This window comes from Arthrobacter sp. Soil761, assembly GCF_001428325.1.
Taxonomy (GTDB): domain Bacteria; phylum Actinomycetota; class Actinomycetes; order Actinomycetales; family Micrococcaceae; genus Arthrobacter.
Genome location: NZ_LMSF01000031.1, coordinates 40,511 through 58,503 on the forward strand (window position 1 = coordinate 40,511; position 17,993 = coordinate 58,503).

A 17,993-nucleotide genomic window follows, 5' to 3' on the forward strand; every position below is an offset into this window, starting at 1 on the left:
AGGCGGGGTCAGGCGACCTTGGCGGCGGCGGCCACCTTGCGCTTGATCCTTCCCAGCATGGCCGTCATGCCCCTCATGCGCAGCGGGGTGATGGCCCGGGTGAGCCCCAGCAGCTCCGGCATGTCGTCCGGCACGGACAGGATCTCCTCCGCGGACAGGCCGTCCAGTCCCTCGTGCAGGACGCCGGCAAAACCCCGGGTGGTGGGAGCCTCAGCCGGGGCCTTGAAGTACAGCCGCACGGCGCCGGCGGGACCGGCGTCGTTCTTCTCTGTCTCGATGGTGAGGAACAGCGGCGACTGGCACTCCACCACCTGCTCCAGGAGTTCGGGGTGGTCCTTGAGCCGGTCGGGGAGCTCCGGCAGTCCTTCGGAGAACTCCAGCAGCAGCTGCAGCCTCTCGGGTTCGGACAGGGCCTGGAAGTCGTCCACGATTGCCGCCAGGGCGGAAGGCAAAGCTTGAGTAGTCATCGTTCCAAGTCTACGCGGGTGGTCCTGCGTCAGGCTCCGACGGCGACGGGAACGGAACCACGCTCGGCGCCCTTGACGATCGGCACGCGCACGGCGTTGCCCCACTCGGTCCACGATCCGTCGTAGTTGCGGACGGAATCAAAGCCCAGGAGGTACTTCAGGGCGAACCAGGTGTGGCTGGACCGCTCGCCGATGCGGCAGTACGCCACGACGTCGTCACCCTCGGACAGCCCGGCTTCGCCCAGGTAGATGGCCTCCAGCTCCTCCCTGCTGCGGAAGGTGCCGTCAGCTGCGGCGGCACGGGCCCAGGGAATGGATGCCGCAGTGGGGATGTGGCCGCCGCGGAGGGCGCCCTCCTCCGGGTAGGCAGGCATGTGGGTGCGCTGGCCGGTGTATTCCTCGGGGGAGCGGACGTCGATGAGGGGCTTGCCCAGGTGAGCCAGGACGTCGTCCTTGAAGGCGCGGATCGGGGCGTCGTCGCGCTCAACTACCGGGTAGCTGCCCCGGGCGGGGGCAGGCCGGTCCTTGGTCAGCTCGCGGCCTTCGGCGATCCATTTGTCCCGGCCGCCGTCGAGCAGCCGGACATCCTGGTGGCCAAAGAGCGTGAAGACCCAGAGCGCGTATGCGGCCCACCAGTTGGATTTGTCGCCATAGATGACCACGGTGCTGTCCCGGGAGATGCCCTTGGACGCCGCCAGCTCAGCGAAGGCCGCGCCGTCAATGTAGTCGCGGGACACTTCGTCGTTCAGGTCGGTGTGCCAGTCGATCTTGACGGCACCGGGGATATGGCCGGTCTCGTACAGCAGCACGTCCTCGTCGGACTCCACCACCACCAGCCCGCCATTGGCCACTGCGCCGTCCTTGATGGCAGCCGCGAGCCACTCCGTGGAAACGAGCCGCTCCGGGTGGGCGTAGGCTGCGAACTTCTCATTCTGTTCAACCGGGTAGGGCATGGCTTGGCCTTTCAGTAAGAGCACGGGAAACCGTGGAACATGCATTGGAACCTGTTCCCACCCTAGCCAGCGCCCATGACGTTGTCCGTATTCCGTTAATAGGACGAAATGTTGCCTTCGTCACGCCCTCGGTCGGGAGGGAGGCAACCAGCCCGGGTCCGGTCCGCATTGCCGGTATCCTTTCTGGGGACCAACCACCAGCAGAACGGACCACCTTGGTACAGATCGAACAGCTTGCCGCCCGCACTCCGGCAGTTTCGGTGGACGAACTCCTCAAGGGCTTCTACCCATCGCCGCGGTTCGGGGAGGTCTCCTTTGCGAGCTACCGCCCGGACCCCAAGCAGCCCAGCCAGGCCGCCGCCGTGCGCGAACTGGAAGGGTTTGCCGACGGCGTGGGGTCGGGCAACGGAGGCGGGCTGTTCAAGAAGCTGTTCGGCAAAAAGGACGATTCCCGTGCCGGCATCTACCTTGACGGCGGGTTTGGCGTGGGCAAGACCCACCTGCTCGCTTCGCTGTGGCATGCCTCGCCGGGCCCCAAGGCTTTCGGCACGTTCGTGGAGTACACCAACCTCGTGGGCGCCCTGTCCTTCCGCAAGACCGTTGACGCCCTGAGCAGCTACAAGCTGGTCTGCATCGACGAATTCGAACTCGACGATCCCGGCGACACCGTCCTGATGTCCCGGCTCATGCGGGAACTGGCCGACGCCGGCGTCAAGCTCGCCGCCACGTCCAACACTTTGCCGGGTTCCCTGGGTGACGGCCGCTTTGCCGCAGTAGACTTCCAGCGCGAAATCCAGGTCCTGGCGGACCAGTTCGAGGTCATCCGCATCGACGGCGAGGACTTCCGCCACCGCGGCCTCCCCGCCGCACCGGCCCCGCTGAGAAACAGCGAACTTAACGCCCACATGAAGGCGGAGTTCGACGGCAAGACGGTTGCCCAGGACGAATTCTCCACCCTCATCCACCACCTGGCCGGTGTCCACCCCAGCCGCTACCGCCAACTGATTGACGGCATTGACGGCGTGGTGTGGCGCAACGTGGAAACCATCAAGGAGCAGGCTGTGGCGCTGCGGTTCGTGGTTCTGGCGGACCGGCTCTACGACAAGGACGTTCCCATCCTGGCCAGCGGCGTCCCCTTCGACCAGCTGTTCACCGAGGAAATGATGACCGGCGGGTACATGAAGAAATACTTCCGCGCCGTGTCCCGCCTGACCGCCCTGGCGCGTGAAGGGCAGAACCACGAACCGTCCTAAGAGGCGGTCCCGCTGCGCCGTGGCTGCAGCACCCACCGCACCGCCAGCCCGGCAATGAGCGCCCAGAACGCGGAACCGATTCCCGCAAATGCCAGGCCTGAGACCGCCATCAGGAACGTGACGGCCGGGGCGATGCGGTCTTCCGTGTCCGCCAGGGCAGCCGAAATCGCCGACGCAAGGGTTCCCAGCAGGGCCAACCCGGCCACTGCTTCGAGCATCCCGGCCGGCGCCAGGTTCACCACCGCCACCAGGGCAGCGGAAAAAGCGGCAAGCACCAGGTAGGCCAGCCCGGAGGTGAAGCCGGCAACCCACCGCCTGCTCCGGTCCCCGCCTGCTTCCCCGCCCGCGGCCAGCGCCGCGCTGAGCGCTGCAAGATTGATGGCGTGGCCGCCGAACGGAGCCCCCGCAACAGTCCCCGCTCCCGTGACCAGCATCGCCGGCCGCCACGGAGTGTCATATCCGAATGACCGCAGGACAGCCACCCCGGGAACGTTCTGCGACGCCATGGTCACCACGAACAACGGGACGGCGATGCCCACCAGGGCCTGCAGGCTGAACGCCGGCGTGGTCCAGGCGAGTGCGGGCATAAGGCCTCCCGCGTCCACCGGCGTCCCGGCGGACGCCAGGGAAATTCCGATCACGCCCAGGGCCATGAGCAAAGCCGCGGGTACCGCCCACCGCGGAGCGAACTTCATCATCACCAGCCAGCACAGGATCACCGGCGCCACAAAACCGGGCACCGTGCCCAGGGCTTTGAAGGGGGCCAGGCAAAGCTGGAGCAGGACCCCCGCCAGCATCGCCTGCGCCAGCGGGGACGGAATCCGCGCCATCAACCTGCCAAGCGCCGGCACCATGCCGGTCAGGGCCAACAGCAGGCCTGTCGCCAGGAAGGCGCCGACGGCGGCCGGCCACCCGCCGTCGGGCATTCCCGCTGCAGCCAGCAGCGCCGCACCCGGCGTCGACCAGGCCAGTGTCACCGGAACCCGGGAGCGCCAGGCGAGGACCAGGACGCCCAGCCCGACGGCGAGGGTCAGCGCCAGCAGGCCGGACGCGGCCTGGGTGGAATCGGCGCCCACCGCCTTGAGGCCGGCGAGGACTACGGCAAAGGACGAGGTAAAGCCCACCAGGGCGGTAACGATCCCGGCGACAACGGGCCGGGAGTCGAACCGCGGCAGTCCGGCCTTGGTTGTCCTGGAGGGTGCAGGGGAGTTGGGCATACCCGGCAGGTTACCGGCGCGGGTTTGGGAACCGGCAATCGGGGCTGCCAAAGGCAGACTGGCCGGGCAGCCGAGGGCATTTTTAAACGCCAAAGGCGCGGGCGCCGCCTCGCGGCGGGACCCGCGCCCCGTTGACGTGCTGGGGCAAGGCCCCGGCCAAATCCTTTACGGAGCCCTGTCCACCGGCGGAACCGGATTTTCAGGAGCTGCCGGGGGAACCTGTCCGGGGGCAGGTGCCTGGCCCGGGGTTCCGTTCTTGTCAATGAGCTTGGAAGCGCCATCCTGGATCTTGTCGACGTGGCCTGCGTACTTGCCGCCGGTCTTCGTGTCGACGAAATCGCCGGCCTTGCTGATGCCGTCCTTGATGGCCTGCTCGTTGCCGCGGATGAGACCCTGAGCCTTGCCCTTTAGATCGTCAATCAAACCCACGAGCACCTCCCTTCTGTCGCGGAGCCAGGTCGCTCCTCGCGCCTTCGATCCTATCCGGGCGTGAAAGGTGTGCCAAGGGAATTCGCCTGCAGCGGATTGGGAATACGAAAAAAGCAGCTCCGCAGAGCTGCTTTACATGGTGGGCGATACTGGGATCGAACCAGTGACCTCTTCCGTGTCAGGGAAGCGCGCTACCGCTGCGCCAATCGCCCCGAACCGGAAGACCGGCTGTGGGATGTAAGAGAGCGGACGACGAGATTCGAACTCGCGACATCCACCTTGGCAAGGTGGTGCTCTACCAGCTGAGCTACGTCCGCGTGTGCAGGATGGACCGGTAAACCGGTGGTACTGCGGGCAAGTTGCCTTGCCAGTGGGCGATACTGGGATCGAACCAGTGACCTCTTCCGTGTCAGGGAAGCGCGCTACCGCTGCGCCAATCGCCCATTGCATCCGAAGGATCCGGAAACCCTGGTTTTCACCGAGGTGGGTACGGGATTCGAACCCGTGTATACGGCTTTGCAGGCCGCTGCCTCGCCTCTCGGCCAACCCACCGTGTTAGCGTCAATTCCGAAGAACCTTTGCTGTGACAGTGTCCTGCGAGCGGACGACGAGATTCGAACTCGCGACATCCACCTTGGCAAGGTGGTGCTCTACCAGCTGAGCTACGTCCGCATTTTGGAGGGTTGATTCCCTGCCGTTTCCGGCATTTCCTCGCGTTCCAACGAGTAAAAACAATATAGGAGGTTCCGGGATTCTCCAAATCGCGCCGGCCCTGCGCCCATTGTGTGCCTCCAGATCGCTGTAATCACGCGGTTTTTGCGAGTTACAGGTGTGTAATTTCCGACGGCGGCAGGGGCGCCCGGGGGCGGCAGGCTGTGCTCCGCCGGGCTGCTTTCGAGGATTCCCGGCCAGGCAGAGGCTGCGGCGCGGTACCGGTCAGCGGGGTGTGTTGTTCGATTTTTGAAATAGGGCAGAGGTGGGCTAGCATTCAAATGCATCGGGGCGATTGGCGCAGTGGTAGCGCGCTTCGTTCACACCGAAGAGGTCACTGGTTCGAACCCAGTATCGCCCACCGCAGAGGCCCGTTTCCGCTCATCAGCAGCGGAGACGGGCCTTTTTCATGTGCAGCGCCTGCCTCCCGGAGCTTTTGTCGGCCCCCTGTGAAAGAGTCTTTTGTATGACTGATCCGCTTCTCGCCCACGCCACCGAATACGGCCGGATGTACGCACGGTCAACGTCTGAGCAGTTTTCCGTACCTTCCATCACCACGGTTATCAGCCAGCAGCCGCATGGCCTTGATGGCTGGTTCGGTTACATGGGTGCCAGCAGCCTGGCCAATGATCCGCTGCTGTCGGACTGCCTGGGCAGCCCGGCCAAAATCAAGCAGGCCATCAACCGTGCGGCCAAGGCTGCGGAAACCTATCGTGATGATGCCGCCCGGCGCGGGGACCGCGTCCACAATTACTGCGAGCAGGTGGCGTTGCGAGCGCTGGGACGTCCCCACGCCATGAAGGAGGCCCGTGAGGCGTTGGCCGCCAACGGGGAGGAAGCGTTCGCGGTCCGCTTCGACGAGTGGTGGGAGCTCTTCCAGGTGGAGCCCATCGCCCCCGAGATCACGGTCTGGAACAACACCGTGGGCTACGCCGGCACCCTTGACCTTGTGGCGCGGATCAACGGACGCATTTGCCTGATCGACTACAAGACCAAGGGCACAACGCGAGACGGCCTGGTCAAACCGCTGGACGACAAAGTAGTGATGCAGCTGGTGGCCGGCATGAAGGCGGAGGAAAGCCTGGTGGATGCGGAGGCGGGAACCTGGGAGCCCTGGAAGTACGGCGAAAACCCGGTCCTGCTGGCCGTCGCCATCGGGGAGACGGAGGTCCGGCCCGTCCGTGCCAACCCCGAGGTCCTCAAGAACCACTGGTGGAAATTCTGCGCCTTGCGCCGGGTCTGGGAACTGTCGGCGGACACCATCAGTGCAGGCACCGCGCTGCTGCCCATCGCACCCCCGCCGCTGGCACAGGCCCGTACCGCCTAAGCGCCGGATGGACCCGGAGAGACTGCACCTAAACTGGATAGGTTCCCTTTGCCGCCAACCGTGAGGACAAACAGCGCATGGCTATTCTGAATATCCGCATCATCGGTGATCCTGTGCTGCGCACAGTTGCCGATCCCGTGACGGAATTCGGACCCGAGCTTGCCAAACTGGTGGCCGACATGACCGAAACCATGGAGGACGTGGACGGTGCAGGGCTTGCCGCCCCGCAGGTCGGCGTCAGCAAGCGCGTCTTCACCTACCGCATCGACGGTGTGGAAGGGCACATCATCAATCCGGTCCTGGAGAACAGCGGGGACTACCAGCCGGACCAGGTGGAAGGCTGCCTGTCCATTCCGGGCCTCGGTTTCCCTGTCCGCCGCTTCCGCGCCACCCGGGTCACCGGCGTGGACATGCATGGACATCCGGTGTCCATCGACGGGGAGGGCATGCTGGCACGCTGCTTCCAGCACGAAAATGACCACCTGGACGGCATCCTCTACACCGACCGCCTCGAAGGCGAAGACCGGAAGGCTGCCTTGCGGTCCATCCGCAACGCCAATTACGACGCCGTCGCCGGGCGGACCACAGCCAAGCGCGCCAAGAACGTGGGATCGAGTTTCGGCGGGGCCGGCTTTGGCCAAACCAGCACCCCCGGCTCCAGCTTTGGCGGAGCAGGGTGAGGGTCCTCTTCGCGGGGACGCCCGCCGTCGCCGTGCCATCCCTGGACGCCCTCGTCAATGCCGGCTTCAACGTGGTCGCGGTCCTGACCCGTCCCGATGCCCCGGTAGGCCGCAAACGCGTACTGACGCCGTCGCCGGTGGCACAACGGGCCGGGGAACTGGGCATTGATGTCATCCGTGCCGCCCGGGTCGACGCCGACGCCGTCGCCGCCATCGCCGCAGTGCAGCCGGACGTCGCGGCCATCGTTGCCTACGGCGGACTGGTCCCCCCTGCGGCCCTGGGCATACCGCCGCACGGCTGGGTCAATCTGCATTTCTCCCTGCTGCCGGCCTGGCGAGGCGCGGCACCGGTCCAGCGGTCCGTCATTGCCGGAGACGATGTCACAGGTGCCGTGACCTTCCAGCTTGAAGAGGGACTCGACACCGGTCCTGTTTTTGGCACCCTCACCGAGGCGGTCAGGCCCCAGGACACGGCAGGAGACCTGCTTGAGCGGCTTTCCCGCAGCGGTGCCGTCCTGCTGGCGCAGACACTGTCCGCCATCGAGGCCGGAAAAGCGTCGCCGCAGCCGCAGGCCGGAGAGGTCTCCCTGGCACCCAAGCTGACCCTGGAAGACGGACACCTTAACTGGTCCCACCCGGCCCTTGCCATCAACAGGCAGGCACGCGGAGTCACCCCTGAGCCCGGCGCCTGGACCCTGCTGGACGGGCAGCGGGTCAAGCTCGAACCTGTCCGGCTCCGGCCGGATATTTCAGGACTTGCCCCTGGCTCAGTGGCATTGCAGGGGAAAGCCGTGTTGGTGGGAACAGGTTCACACGCCGTGGAACTCACCCGGGTCCAGCCCGCTGGGAAAAAGATGATGGCTGCAGCCGACTGGGCACGCGGCATGGCTTCACTGGAGGGTGTGGTGTTCGAATGAGCGTGTCCGGCGGTAATACAGGTGGACGGAACACGGGCGGACCAAACACCGGCGGAGGGGGAAGCGCCGGAGGAGGCGGCCGCGGCAAGGGCGGACCCCGGGATGCCAGCAGAAGGGATGCCAAAGGGCGGGAACGCAACCGCGGGCCGCAGCGGAACTTCACCGGGCAGGCGCCGTCGCAGCGGACCAGGCGCGCCGATCCAGCCCGCCTGGTGGCCTTCGAAGTGCTGCGTGCCGTGGCTGAGGAGGACGCCTACGCCAACCTCGTGCTGCCCGCGCGGATCCGGCACCACCGGCTGGACAAACGCGACGCCGGATTCGCCACGGAACTAAGCTACGGAGCCCTGCGCGGCCAAGGCACCTACGACGCCATCCTGGCGCGGTGCGTGGACCGGCCCCTGGCCCAGCTTGACCCCGCCGTCCTCGACGCCCTCCGTATCGGCGCCCACCAGCTGCTGGCCATGCGGGTCCCCGCGCACGCCGCCCTGGACCAGACGGTTGGACTTGCCCGTGCCGTCATCGGGGCGGGACCCTCCGCGCTGATCAATGCCGTCCTCCGCAAGGTCACTGCCCACCCCCTTGAGGAATGGCTGGACCTGCTGGTGGAGGGCGAAACCGACGAGACGAAGATTGCCTCGCTCAGGTACGCCCACCCCGAATGGATTGTCCGGGCAATGCGCCAGTCGCTCGTGGCCCATGGCCGGCCCGCAGCCGAGATCAACGACCTGCTCGAAGCGGACAACGCCGCCCCTGTGGTCAACCTTGTGGCCCTGCCGGGGCTGGGCAGCCTCGACGAAGCGCTGGAAAACGGTGCCACCCCCGGGGAACTGGTGGAAGGCTCCGCGCTCTCCAGCGGCGGTGACCTGGGGCGGCTGGCATCCGTACGCGCCGGTACCCTCCGGGTGCAGGATGTCGGTTCCCAGCTGGTGGCCAGGGCCCTGGCCGCAGTGAACCTCGGCCAGGCGGCCGATGGTGCCGGTGAAGCGTGGCTCGACCTCTGCGCAGGCCCGGGTGGAAAGGCGGCACTCCTTGGTGCCCTTGCGCACCAGCGGGGGGCCACGCTTCTTGCGAACGAGCCCGCCCCGCACCGCGCAAAGCTTGTCAGCCAGGCACTGTCCGCCGTACCGCAGGACAGCTGGCAGGTCCGGACCGGCGACGGCCGGGATGTAGGCGCCGAACAGCCGGGGCAATACTCCCGTGTCCTTGTGGACGTTCCCTGCACCGGCCTGGGGGCACTTCGGCGCAGGCCCGAGTCCCGGTGGCGTCGCTCGCCCAAGGACATTGCAGACCTGGGCCCACTGCAGCGCGAGCTGCTGAACTCTGCCCTGGCCGCGGTTCGGCCCGGGGGAGTGGTGGCCTACGTGACGTGTTCACCGCACCCGGCAGAGACCACAGCTGTTGTGGCCGACGTGCTCCGGAAGCGCGGCGACCTGGAACTCCTCGATGCCGGCGCCGCACTTGACGCAGTCAGCCTCACTGGAAGCCTTGGCGCGGGCCATGAACTGACCGCGCAGCTCTGGCCCCACATCCACCACACCGATGCCATGTTCCTGGCCCTGATACAGAAAAAATCCTGACAGGAGAAGAAACCCTGACAGGCAAAGAAACCTGACAGGCAAAGAAACCTGACAGGCAAAGAAACCTGGCCAGGAAGAATTCCCGGCTTCCCGACCTGCGGCTACCAGCCCCGCCCGCTCCCTGCAGCGGGCTGGAACTTCGCTGCGACCAACGCACGTTCATCCGAAAGGCAACCCTGTGACGCAATGCTGCATCAACCCGAGCATCCTCTCCGCCGACTTCGTCAACCTTGAGGCCGAACTGCGGCGGATCAGCAACGCCGACGCCGTGCACGTGGACGTCATGGACAACCACTTCGTCCCCAACCTGACCATCGGGCTGCCGGTGGTGCAGCGGATCCAGGCCGTCAGCCCGGTTCCACTCGACGCCCACCTGATGATTGCCGACGCGGACCGCTGGGCGCCCGGGTTCGCCGACGCAGGCCTGGCATCGGTCACGTTCCACGCCGAGGCATCCATTGCGCCCATCAAGCTGGCGCGGGAACTGCGCAGCAGGGGGGCCAAAGCGGGCATGGCGCTTCGCCCCGCCACCCCCGTGGAGCCGTACCTCGACATGCTGCCGGAGCTGGACATGCTGCTCATCATGACTGTGGAACCGGGCTTTGGCGGCCAGGCGTTCCTGGACGTCACGCTCCCCAAAATCCGCCGGGCCCGCGAAGCTGTGGAAGGCTCCGGGCTGGGAGTTGCCATCCAGGTGGACGGCGGGATCACCGAGGAAACCATCACCCGCGCCGCCGAGGCCGGCGCCAACGTCTTTGTGGCGGGCTCTGCCGTCTACGGCGCCGATGACCCCGCCGCAGCCATCGACCTGCTGCGCCACAAGGGCAGCCGGACATTACGCGGGGCGACGGAATAACCGGGTGCCCCTGCCGGTTGTGGCACAATAACAACACACATACGTGCTCCGGGGTCGGTGTAAGTCCGAACCGGCGGTGACAGTCCGCGACCCGCGAGCCGGCTTCCTCCCAGGAGGATTCCGGCGGACGGTTGAACCGGTGGAATTCCGGTACCGACAGTTAAAGTCTGGATGAGAGAAGCACGTACAGCTGTATCAGTGGGCCCGTTGGGTCCGCAACGTTCTGCTGTCGTATCCCCGGAGCCATCGCGGTTCGACAGGGAAGGAACGACACGCATGAACCCCCAGCGATGGCTCTTAACCGCCGAAAATACTGCCGCCTCCAAGGCAGGCACCCCATCCGTCCCGGCCGCCGCATGACGGGCCCGGTGGAACTGAAGCCCGCGGCCGGGGTGGTCACCGCCTTCAGCGCCGACGTAACCCGCGCCATGGAGCACGCCCTGCAGGCAGCCCTGCAGGGTCCGCGCGGAGCGAATCCCCTGGTGGGCGCCGTCGTCGTCGGTCCTGACGGGCGCCAACTTGTCACCGGCTACCACCGCGGCGCCGGCACCGCGCATGCCGAAGCGGACGCAATCGCCCAGGCCGCCGCCGTCGGCCTTGATCTATCCGGCTGCACCATGGTGGTCACGCTGGAGCCCTGCGACCACGTGGGCCGCACCGGGCCGTGCACGCAGGCGATCATCGACGCCGGCATCACGGACGTGGTGTACGCCGTCGACGACCCCCATGACCCGGCGGCCGGTGGCGCAGCAACACTGCGGGCGGCCGGCGTCCGGGTCCGCAGTGGCCTCGGCGCCGACGAATCCCTGGACCTGAACCGCCAGTGGTTTGAGGCAGTCGCCGCCAAGCGCCCGTTCGTCACCCTCCACATCGCCCAGACCCTGGACGCCCGGATAGCAGCCGAAGACGGCACCAGCCAATGGATCTCCAGCCCTGAGTCGCTGGCAGACAACCACGGAATCCGCGGCCGCATCGACGCCATCCTGGTGGGCACCCAGACCGTGCTGGTGGACAACCCCCGCCTGACCGCCCGGGAACCCTCCGGAGACCCCGCACCCAAACAGCCGGTACGGGCCGTCATGGGACTGCGCGGAATTCCGGACGACGCCGCGATCCACGGCGATGACGGCCTGGCTGTCCACCTCCCCACCCGGAACCCCCGCGAAGCGTTGACCCTGCTGTACAAAGCCGGGATCCGGCATGTGATGGTGGAAGGCGGCTCACGGATCCTCAGCTCCTTCCTCTCTGCCGGCCTGGTAGACGAACTCATCGTCTACCTTGCCCCCACCCTGCTGGGATCCGGCACCCCCGCCCTGAACGGGCTGGGCATCACCAGCCTCCCGGACGCCCAGCAATGGGAATGGGACGAGGCCGACGGCGGCGCCGTCCGGACGCTCGGCCGGGACCTCAGGCTTCACCTCAGACCGCAACGGAAAGTTGCACTCGACCACCCACCAACCCGCGGCAGCGCGGAAGAAGCCCAGGGAGGCTACTGATGTTCACCGGAATTATTGCCGAGCAGGGGCAGGTGCTGTCCGTCGAGCGTGACGGTAACACCAGCGCCACCGTGCGGCTGCACGCCCCCGGCTCCACCGAAGGCCTGGCACTTGGCGGCTCCATTGCCGTGAACGGGGTCTGCCTCACGGCAACCGCCATCGACGGCAAGGAGTTCAGCGTGGACGTCATGGGGGAGACCCTGGTCCGGAGCACCATCGGCGAACTCGCAGCCGGCGATTCGGTCAACCTGGAGCGCTGTGTTCCCGCGGGCGGCCGGCTGGACGGACACGTGGTCCAGGGCCACGTGGACGGCGTGGGGGTCCTGCTGGAACGCGAACCCCAGGGCAACTGGGAGCGGCTGCGTTTTGCCGTCCCCGCCAACCTGGCCCGCTACATTGCCGAGAAAGGCTCCATCGCCATCGACGGCGTCTCCCTCACCGTGACGGCCGTCAGCCCGGCTTCGGAGCAGGAACCCTGGTTCGAGGTAGGCCTGATCCCCACCACGCTGGCAGAAACGGGCCTGGGGACCAAAACCACCGGCAGCCGGGTGAACCTGGAGGTCGACGTGCTGGCAAAGTACACCGAGCGGCTGCTGGCCTTCCGCGACGCGGATGCAGCAACCGGTACCGGTGGCGCCGCGGTTGCAGGAGGTGCACGGTGAACGCCGCCGTACGCCTGGAACCCGCCGCATCCGCGGAGGCTGTCACTGTGACCGATGGACGGACGTCCGCGCCTGCCGTGGGACTGGACTCCATTGAGGACGCAGTCCGGGCCATGGCCGCCGGCCGGCCCGTGCTCGTCGTCGACAACGAGGACCGCGAAAACGAAGGCGACATCATCTTCGCCGCCCAGCACGCCACGCCCGCCCTGATGGGCTGGACCATCCGGTACAGCTCCGGCGTCATTTGCGTGCCGCTGACCGGAGACCGCGCGGATGCACTGGCACTGCCTCCCATGACGGCGGTCAACGAGGACGCCAAAGGCACGGCCTACACGGTATCCTGCGACGCCGCCACCGGCGTCAGCACCGGAATCTCCGCCACGGACCGGGCCCTGACCGCCCGGATTCTGGCCGACCCGCACGCCGGTCCTGCATCCGTGACCCGCCCGGGGCATATTTTCCCGCTTCGCGCGGTTGACGGTGGAGTGCGGGAACGCCAGGGGCACACCGAGGCCGCGGTGGACCTGTGCCGCCTTGCAGGCCTGGAGCCTGTCGGGGTGATCGCGGAAGTGGTGTATGACGACGGTGAAATGATGCGCCTGGACGGGCTCCGTTCGTTCGCAGCTGAACATGGATGCCCCCTGATCTCCATCGAGGACCTGGTGGCGTATCTTGAAGCCGGGGCCGGGGGAACCCAGCGTGAGGATGTCCGGGTAACGCCGGGCGAAGAGAAGGAGAAGCGATGACGGCAGCGGCAGCCACCGACGACAGCCACCAGAACGGCCACCGGAAACACCACACGGTGTCCGGCGCAGCGCCCCATCCCGTCAGCGGAGGGCCGGTTGTACAGTTGCCCACGGCCTTCGGCGAGTTCGTGGCACAGGCATGGACGGACCTGGTGACGGGTGTGGAACACCTCGCCGTCAGTTCCCCCAACGCTCCCACTGACGGTAAAGCACCACTGGTGCGGCTGCACTCCGAGTGCCTCACCGGCGACGTCTTCGGTTCCTACCGCTGCGACTGCGGCGAACAACTTGCCTTCGCGCTGGAACTGATCCGGGACAACGGCGGCACGCTGCTCTACCTGCGCGGGCAGGAAGGCCGCGGCATTGGCCTGGCCAACAAGATCAAGGCCTACGCCCTGCAGGAAGCCGGCTTCGACACAGTTGAGGCGAACGAGCAGCTGGGCCTCCCCGTTGACGCCAGGTGCTACAAGGCCGCAGCCCAGATCCTGGCCGAAATGGGCCTGCATGAGGTGCGGCTGCTGAGCAACAACCCGGACAAGCAGAACAGGCTGGCCAAGGCGGGCGTGAAGGTCGTGGAAATGGTGCCTACGGAGGTGCCGTCCCGCGAACAGAACATCCGCTACCTGCGCACCAAGAAGGACCGCATGGAACACCGGCTGCTGCTGGACACCGGCGTGGCTCCCGTGCCCGTGCCCGCCCCTGAAACCCCTTTCGACCACGAACAAGACTGAACGGAACAAGAACCCATGAGTGGACACGGCGCCCCCGACATCGACCTCAGCACCCTCAACCCGGCCGAGACGTCGCAGCTGAAACTGGCCATCATCGCAGCAAGCTGGCACACACAGATCATGGACGGGCTCCTGGACGGCGCACTCCGGGCCGCCAAGGATGCCGGCATCGCCGAGCCCACGGTGCTGCGGGTTCCCGGCAGCTTCGAGCTCCCGGTTGCCGCGGCGCGGCTGGCACGGCACTTTGACGCCGTTGTTGCCCTCGGCGTCGTGATCCGCGGCGGAACCCCGCACTTTGACTACGTCTGCCAGGCCGCGACGTCGGGCCTCACCGACGTCAGCGTGTCCACGGGCGTGCCGGTGGGTTTCGGCGTGCTCACCTGCGACAACGAACAGCAGGGGCTGGACCGGGCAGGCCTGCCCGGCTCCAAGGAAGACAAGGGCCATGAGGCCGTGACAGCTGCGCTGGCTACCGCCGTCGTCCTCAAGCAGTACCGGAGCTAGGCGCAGCACCGGACCCGGCGTCAGGTTGTTGCACGGGCGCGGTGTGTGTATTCGCTCACATCGCGCCCGTCATGCAACGGCCCGGGAAGCGCCGCTGCGGCTGCACCAAGTAGGCTGGAGGGCGTGAAGAATTTCGAGACGCTGTTCGCTGAGCTCAGCGAGAAGGCAGCCACCCGCCCGGAAGGCTCCCGCACCGTCGCTGAATTGGAGTCCGGTGTTCACGGCATCGGCAAAAAAGTCGTTGAGGAAGCAGCCGAAGTGTGGATGGCTGCCGAATATGAATCCGATGAAGCCGCGGCCGAGGAAATCTCCCAGCTGCTGTACCACCTGCAGGTTCTGATGCTCGCCAAAGGCCTGACCCTGGAAGACGTCTACAAGCATCTGTAGCCACCGGTCCGGCGCACTGCCGCCGGGCCCGCCGTGGCCTGCACTGCCTGAAAACCCAGACCTTCCACCCCAGAAAGAATTTCCCATGCTGCGAGTAGCCGTCCCCAACAAGGGCTCCCTGTCCGAAGCCGCCTCCGCCATGCTCTCCGAAGCCGGATACCGCCAGCGCCGCGACACGCGCGAACTGGTCATGGTGGACCCTGACAACGAAATCGAGTTCTTCTTCCTCCGCCCCCGCGATATTGCGGTCTATGTCGGCCAGGGAACACTCGACGTCGGCATCACCGGACGCGACCTGCTCCTGGACGCCGGCGTGGAAGCCGAAGAGCTGCTGCCGCTGGGTTTCGCCGGCTCCACCTTCCGTTTTGCCGGACCCGTCGGCGACTTCAGCAAGGTGGAGGAACTCGAGGGCAAGCGCCTGGCCACCAGCTACGACGGACTGCTGCGCAACTACCTGGCCGAACGCGGCATCAACGCCAAGGTGGTCCGGCTGGATGGCGCGGTTGAATCCTCGGTCCGCCTGGGCGTCGCCGACGCCATCGCCGACGTCGTGGAAACCGGCAACACCCTCAAGGCCGCCGGCATGGAAATCTTCGGCGACCCCATCCTCAAATCCGAGGCCGTCCTGATCCGCCGCACCGGCAACGGGGGCGCCGCCAACGGCACCGCCAAGGAAATCGACGTCCTCATCCGCCGGCTCCAGGGCGTCCTGGTGGCACGCCAGTACGTGCTGATGGACTACGACATCCGCAAGGAACTCGTGGAGAAGGCGGCCGGCCTGACGCCTGGCCTCGAATCGCCCACGGTCTCGCCGCTGCGCGACTCCGACTGGGTGGCCGTCCGGTCCATGGTTCCCAAGAAGGAAACCAACCGCATCATGGATGAACTGTACGACCTCGGCGCCCGCGCCATCCTGGTCAGCAGCATCCACGCCTGCCGCATCTGAGCCGGCCCCGCAGCAACCAACACAGACTCCAGGAGTACCCCATGGCAGTAGCAGTACGCGTCATTCCCTGCCTCGACGTCGACGCCGGACGCGTCGTCAAGGGCGTCAACTTCGAGGGCCTGCGCGATGCCGGCGACCCCGTGGAACTCGCCCACCGCTACGACAACGCCGGCGCCGACGAACTGACCTTCCTTGACGTCACAGCTTCCTCGGGCAACCGCGAGACCACGTTCGACGTTGTCCGCCGCACGGCCGAAGAAGTATTCATCCCGCTGACGGTGGGCGGCGGCGTCCGCGGCGTGGCGGAAGTGGACAAGCTCCTGCGCTACGGCGCCGACAAGGCCTCCATCAACACCGCGGCCGTGGCCCGGCCCGACGTCATCGACGAAATCACCCGGCACTTCGGTTCCCAGGTGCTCGTCCTGTCCGTTGACGCCCGCCGCACCCGCCCGGGGTCCCAGCCCACGCCGTCGGGATTCGAAGTGACCACCCACGGCGGCCGCACCGGCACCGGCATCGACGCCATTGAGTGGGCCAGGGAAGCGGCTGACCGCGGGGTGGGGGAGATCCTGCTGAACTCCATCGACGCCGACGGCACCAAGGACGGGTTCGACCTCGAACTCATCAAGCTGGTCCGGGCGGCCGTCAGGGTCCCGATCATCGCGTCCGGCGGTGCCGGAGAGCCCGCACACTTCCCGCCGGCCGTCGCAGCCGGCGCGGACGCCGTCCTGGCGGCTTCGATTTTCCACTGGGGACCGGACAACATGATGTCCCAGGTCAAGGAAGCGATCCGGGAAGCCGGCTTCGAAGTCCGCTAACCCAACTGGCTCGCATTTGTTGTCGTTATGAACGCTCATAACGACAACAACTGCGACCCAGTTGGGTCAGAGGCCTACTTCTGCTGACTGGAGGAGGGCGACGGCGTCGGGCTGGCCTTCGAAGGTGACCAGCGCGTGGCGTGTCCGGCCGTGGGCGTGCATCAGCAGTTCGCCCGGCTCGCCGACGATCGCCACCGAGACGGGGGCGCGCTTGGCAACATGCCGCGGACCGGACGGACGGACCAGGACAATGCCCAGGTCCACGCCGCGGTAGAGGATGGCGGCACGCTTGACCAGTTCGTCCCACAGTGCGTCAGAGTACGCTTCATCAAGTGCCCTGGGCGCCCACCGGTCCACGGCCCGCCGGACATCCTCGGTGTGCACGAAGTATTCGATCAGGTTGGAACTTTCGTCCAGTGCCTTGATCTTCATCGGCGACAGCGCCGGCGGACCGGCGCGGAAGGTGTTGACCAGCCGGGCGTAGTCCTCGTTGGTGGTCAGCTTGGCTGCCAGCTTGGCGGTTGCCTGGTCCGAGGCCTTGGCCAGGCGCTTGATGATCAAACCGAGCCCGACGGCGGCCTTCCGCTCGCGCAGGTAAAGGTGCGCGGCAAGGTCCCTGGTACGCCAGCCCTTGCACAGTGTGGGCGCATCAGGGCCGGCCGCAAGCAGGGTTTCGGCCAGGACTTCTCGGGACGGTTCGACGAAATGCATCACTTGGAAAACTAGCACGACAGGCGCGGAGTTGGGCAGCAGCGCAGGGGCAGGTGGCGTGCCGTTGTTCACAACAGGAGGACGGGCACGTGAAGGCACTAGACTTGACCCGATGTCTGAGCAGCCAACCCCCGTCCCCACCGCAGGATCCGCCGTGTCCCAGCCTGTGGCATCCGTGCCGCCGTCGTCCGGGGAATCCGTCCCGGCCAGCCCGCTGCCCATGGAGGTAGCCGCGGCACTCAAGCGCGACGCCGCCGGCCTGGTGGCCGCGGTGGTGCAGCAGTACGACACCAATGAAGTCCTCATGCTCGGCTGGATGGACGACGAGGCGCTGCACCGCACCATGACCACCGGCCGGGTGACCTTCTACTCCCGCTCACGGCAGGAGTACTGGCGCAAGGGTGATACCTCGGGGCATGTGCAATGGGTCAAATCCGTGGCCATGGACTGCGACGGCGACGCACTGCTGGTGCGCGTGGACCAGGTGGGCGCGGCCTGCCACACGGGCACCCGCACCTGCTTCGACGGCAGGGACCTCGACGTGGTGGCAGGCCACGCAGGCTAGGCGGACACGCTGCCCGGCCGGGTTTCCTCCACACCCCGGC

At 66.8% G+C, this 17,993-nt stretch carries 20 protein-coding genes, 6 tRNA genes and 1 riboswitch; of the genes, 16 read left to right on the forward strand and 10 right to left on the reverse strand.

Features of this window, described 5'->3' with window-relative positions; genetic code table 11:
- Nucleotides 1-8: 8 nt before the first annotated feature.
- A complete protein-coding gene (locus tag ASG79_RS20485) occupies nt 9-467 on the reverse strand; it encodes a SufE family protein (RefSeq protein ID WP_056393656.1) in 459 nt (152 codons plus the stop codon).
- Nucleotides 468-496: 29 nt separating this feature from the next.
- Complete coding sequence (locus ASG79_RS20490) at nt 497-1,420, reverse strand: sulfurtransferase (RefSeq protein ID WP_018770763.1); 924 nt, start codon at nt 1,418-1,420, stop codon at nt 497-499.
- Nucleotides 1,421-1,635: 215 nt separating this feature from the next.
- Between ASG79_RS20490 and zapE the strand changes: the two genes are divergently transcribed.
- Nucleotides 1,636-2,673, forward strand: a complete 1,038-nt coding sequence (gene zapE / locus ASG79_RS20495) for a cell division protein ZapE (RefSeq protein WP_018770764.1) — start codon at nt 1,636-1,638, stop codon at nt 2,671-2,673.
- Here the strand turns inward: zapE and ASG79_RS20500 are convergent.
- The 7 genes from ASG79_RS20500 to ASG79_RS20530 all read right to left on the reverse strand — a co-directional run bounded on the left by ASG79_RS20500 (nt 2,670) and on the right by ASG79_RS20530 (nt 4,991).
- Entirely contained in the window at nt 2,670-3,890 is a 1,221-nt protein-coding gene (locus ASG79_RS20500) for a benzoate/H(+) symporter BenE family transporter (RefSeq protein WP_200953204.1), read from the reverse strand. The two genes, zapE and ASG79_RS20500, sit on opposite strands and share 4 nt — an antisense overlap.
- Before the next feature lie 165 nt (nt 3,891-4,055).
- Nucleotides 4,056-4,319, reverse strand: coding sequence for an antitoxin (locus ASG79_RS20505; RefSeq protein WP_026265999.1), 264 nt, complete (start codon nt 4,317-4,319; stop codon nt 4,056-4,058).
- Between the two features lie 137 nt (nt 4,320-4,456).
- Nucleotides 4,457-4,531: transfer RNA gene (locus ASG79_RS20510), tRNA-Val, on the reverse strand.
- 32 nt (nt 4,532-4,563) lie between these two features.
- Nucleotides 4,564-4,636 (reverse strand) — tRNA-Gly (locus tag ASG79_RS20515).
- A gap of 54 nt (nt 4,637-4,690) precedes the next feature.
- Nucleotides 4,691-4,762, reverse strand: a tRNA-Val gene (locus ASG79_RS20520).
- A 38-nt stretch (nt 4,763-4,800) separates the two neighbouring features.
- Nucleotides 4,801-4,871 (reverse strand) — tRNA-Cys (locus ASG79_RS20525).
- A 47-nt stretch (nt 4,872-4,918) separates the two neighbouring features.
- A tRNA-Gly gene (locus tag ASG79_RS20530) sits at nt 4,919-4,991 on the reverse strand.
- Nucleotides 4,992-5,319: 328 nt separating this feature from the next.
- On the opposite strand from ASG79_RS20530, the gene ASG79_RS20535 reads away from it, so the two are divergent.
- The 14 genes from ASG79_RS20535 to hisF all read left to right on the forward strand — a co-directional run bounded on the left by ASG79_RS20535 (nt 5,320) and on the right by hisF (nt 16,677).
- Nucleotides 5,320-5,391 (forward strand) — tRNA-Val (locus ASG79_RS20535).
- A 105-nt stretch (nt 5,392-5,496) separates the two neighbouring features.
- Nucleotides 5,497-6,357 carry a cytochrome gene (locus ASG79_RS20540; protein WP_056393657.1) on the forward strand — a complete coding sequence of 287 codons (861 nt, stop codon included), beginning with the start codon at nt 5,497-5,499 and terminating at the stop codon, nt 6,355-6,357.
- 77 nt (nt 6,358-6,434) lie between these two features.
- Nucleotides 6,435-7,037 (forward strand): peptide deformylase, encoded by a 603-nt coding sequence (gene def, locus ASG79_RS20545; RefSeq protein WP_018770768.1) that lies wholly within the window; start codon nt 6,435-6,437, stop codon nt 7,035-7,037.
- Nucleotides 7,034-7,954 carry a methionyl-tRNA formyltransferase gene (gene fmt / locus ASG79_RS20550; RefSeq protein WP_056393658.1) on the forward strand — a complete coding sequence of 307 codons (921 nt, stop codon included), beginning with the start codon at nt 7,034-7,036 and terminating at the stop codon, nt 7,952-7,954. The genes def and fmt overlap by 4 nt, the downstream gene beginning before the upstream one ends.
- Nucleotides 7,951-9,531 carry an RsmB/NOP family class I SAM-dependent RNA methyltransferase gene (locus ASG79_RS20555; RefSeq protein WP_056393659.1) on the forward strand — a complete coding sequence of 527 codons (1,581 nt, stop codon included), beginning with the start codon at nt 7,951-7,953 and terminating at the stop codon, nt 9,529-9,531. Before fmt ends, ASG79_RS20555 begins: the two co-directional genes overlap by 4 nt.
- Before the next feature lie 178 nt (nt 9,532-9,709).
- Complete coding sequence (gene rpe, locus ASG79_RS20560) at nt 9,710-10,387, forward strand: ribulose-phosphate 3-epimerase (protein WP_018770771.1); 678 nt, start codon at nt 9,710-9,712, stop codon at nt 10,385-10,387.
- 39 nt (nt 10,388-10,426) lie between these two features.
- Nucleotides 10,427-10,575, forward strand: a riboswitch (FMN riboswitch).
- Nucleotides 10,576-10,743: 168 nt separating this feature from the next.
- Entirely contained in the window at nt 10,744-11,883 is a 1,140-nt protein-coding gene (ribD, locus tag ASG79_RS20565) for a bifunctional diaminohydroxyphosphoribosylaminopyrimidine deaminase/5-amino-6-(5-phosphoribosylamino)uracil reductase RibD (RefSeq protein WP_056393661.1), read from the forward strand.
- Nucleotides 11,883-12,545, forward strand: a complete 663-nt coding sequence (locus ASG79_RS20570; protein ID WP_056393663.1) for a riboflavin synthase — start codon at nt 11,883-11,885, stop codon at nt 12,543-12,545. Before ribD ends, ASG79_RS20570 begins: the two co-directional genes overlap by 1 nt.
- On the forward strand, nt 12,542-13,291 hold the full coding sequence (ribB, locus tag ASG79_RS20575) for a 3,4-dihydroxy-2-butanone-4-phosphate synthase (RefSeq protein WP_082581848.1): 750 nt from the start codon (nt 12,542-12,544) through the stop codon (nt 13,289-13,291). The genes ASG79_RS20570 and ribB overlap by 4 nt, the downstream gene beginning before the upstream one ends.
- The gene (ribA, locus tag ASG79_RS20580) at nt 13,288-14,022 is read left to right on the forward strand and encodes a GTP cyclohydrolase II (protein ID WP_056393665.1); all 735 of its coding nucleotides are present in this window, start codon (nt 13,288-13,290) and stop codon (nt 14,020-14,022) included. Before ribB ends, ribA begins: the two co-directional genes overlap by 4 nt.
- 15 nt (nt 14,023-14,037) lie before the next feature.
- Entirely contained in the window at nt 14,038-14,526 is a 489-nt protein-coding gene (gene ribH, locus ASG79_RS20585) for a 6,7-dimethyl-8-ribityllumazine synthase (RefSeq protein WP_056393668.1), read from the forward strand.
- 123 nt (nt 14,527-14,649) lie between these two features.
- Nucleotides 14,650-14,913 (forward strand): phosphoribosyl-ATP diphosphatase, encoded by a 264-nt coding sequence (locus ASG79_RS20590; RefSeq protein WP_009358176.1) that lies wholly within the window; start codon nt 14,650-14,652, stop codon nt 14,911-14,913.
- A gap of 85 nt (nt 14,914-14,998) precedes the next feature.
- A complete protein-coding gene (hisG, locus tag ASG79_RS20595; RefSeq protein WP_018770777.1) occupies nt 14,999-15,859 on the forward strand; it encodes an ATP phosphoribosyltransferase in 861 nt (286 codons plus the stop codon).
- A 41-nt stretch (nt 15,860-15,900) separates the two neighbouring features.
- On the forward strand, nt 15,901-16,677 hold the full coding sequence (hisF, locus tag ASG79_RS20600) for an imidazole glycerol phosphate synthase subunit HisF (protein ID WP_018770778.1): 777 nt from the start codon (nt 15,901-15,903) through the stop codon (nt 16,675-16,677).
- 66 nt (nt 16,678-16,743) lie between these two features.
- Here the strand turns inward: hisF and ASG79_RS20605 are convergent, their stop codons facing one another.
- Nucleotides 16,744-17,388, reverse strand: a complete 645-nt coding sequence (locus ASG79_RS20605; protein WP_018770779.1) for a TIGR03085 family metal-binding protein — start codon at nt 17,386-17,388, stop codon at nt 16,744-16,746.
- Between the two features lie 112 nt (nt 17,389-17,500).
- Here ASG79_RS20605 and hisI point away from each other — a divergent pair, with 112 nt between their 5' ends.
- Nucleotides 17,501-17,953 (forward strand): phosphoribosyl-AMP cyclohydrolase, encoded by a 453-nt coding sequence (gene hisI, locus ASG79_RS20610; RefSeq protein ID WP_018770780.1) that lies wholly within the window; start codon nt 17,501-17,503, stop codon nt 17,951-17,953.
- Nucleotides 17,954-17,993 lie beyond the last annotated feature (40 nt).

What these genes read in the sequence shown, in the direction of transcription:
- ASG79_RS20555 (WP_056393659.1), top strand. Translation starts at nt 7,951, where the DNA reads ATGAGCGTGTCCGGCGGTAATACAGGTGGACGGAACACGGGCGGACCA.
- ASG79_RS20485 (WP_056393656.1), bottom strand. Translation starts at nt 467, where the DNA reads ATGACTACTCAAGCTTTGCCTTCCGCCCTGGCGGCAATCGTGGACGAC.
- ribD (WP_056393661.1), top strand. Translation starts at nt 10,744, where the DNA reads ATGACGGGCCCGGTGGAACTGAAGCCCGCGGCCGGGGTGGTCACCGCC.
- hisF (WP_018770778.1), top strand. Translation starts at nt 15,901, where the DNA reads ATGGCAGTAGCAGTACGCGTCATTCCCTGCCTCGACGTCGACGCCGGA.
- hisG (WP_018770777.1), top strand. Translation starts at nt 14,999, where the DNA reads ATGCTGCGAGTAGCCGTCCCCAACAAGGGCTCCCTGTCCGAAGCCGCC.
- ribH (WP_056393668.1), top strand. Translation starts at nt 14,038, where the DNA reads ATGAGTGGACACGGCGCCCCCGACATCGACCTCAGCACCCTCAACCCG.
- ASG79_RS20570 (WP_056393663.1), top strand. Translation starts at nt 11,883, where the DNA reads ATGTTCACCGGAATTATTGCCGAGCAGGGGCAGGTGCTGTCCGTCGAG.
- ASG79_RS20605 (WP_018770779.1), bottom strand. Translation starts at nt 17,388, where the DNA reads ATGCATTTCGTCGAACCGTCCCGAGAAGTCCTGGCCGAAACCCTGCTT.
- ASG79_RS20490 (WP_018770763.1), bottom strand. Translation starts at nt 1,420, where the DNA reads ATGCCCTACCCGGTTGAACAGAATGAGAAGTTCGCAGCCTACGCCCAC.
- ASG79_RS20540 (WP_056393657.1), top strand. Translation starts at nt 5,497, where the DNA reads ATGACTGATCCGCTTCTCGCCCACGCCACCGAATACGGCCGGATGTAC.
- def (WP_018770768.1), top strand. Translation starts at nt 6,435, where the DNA reads ATGGCTATTCTGAATATCCGCATCATCGGTGATCCTGTGCTGCGCACA.
- hisI (WP_018770780.1), top strand. Translation starts at nt 17,501, where the DNA reads ATGTCTGAGCAGCCAACCCCCGTCCCCACCGCAGGATCCGCCGTGTCC.
- ASG79_RS20500 (WP_200953204.1), bottom strand. Translation starts at nt 3,890, where the DNA reads ATGCCCAACTCCCCTGCACCCTCCAGGACAACCAAGGCCGGACTGCCG.
- ribA (WP_056393665.1), top strand. Translation starts at nt 13,288, where the DNA reads ATGACGGCAGCGGCAGCCACCGACGACAGCCACCAGAACGGCCACCGG.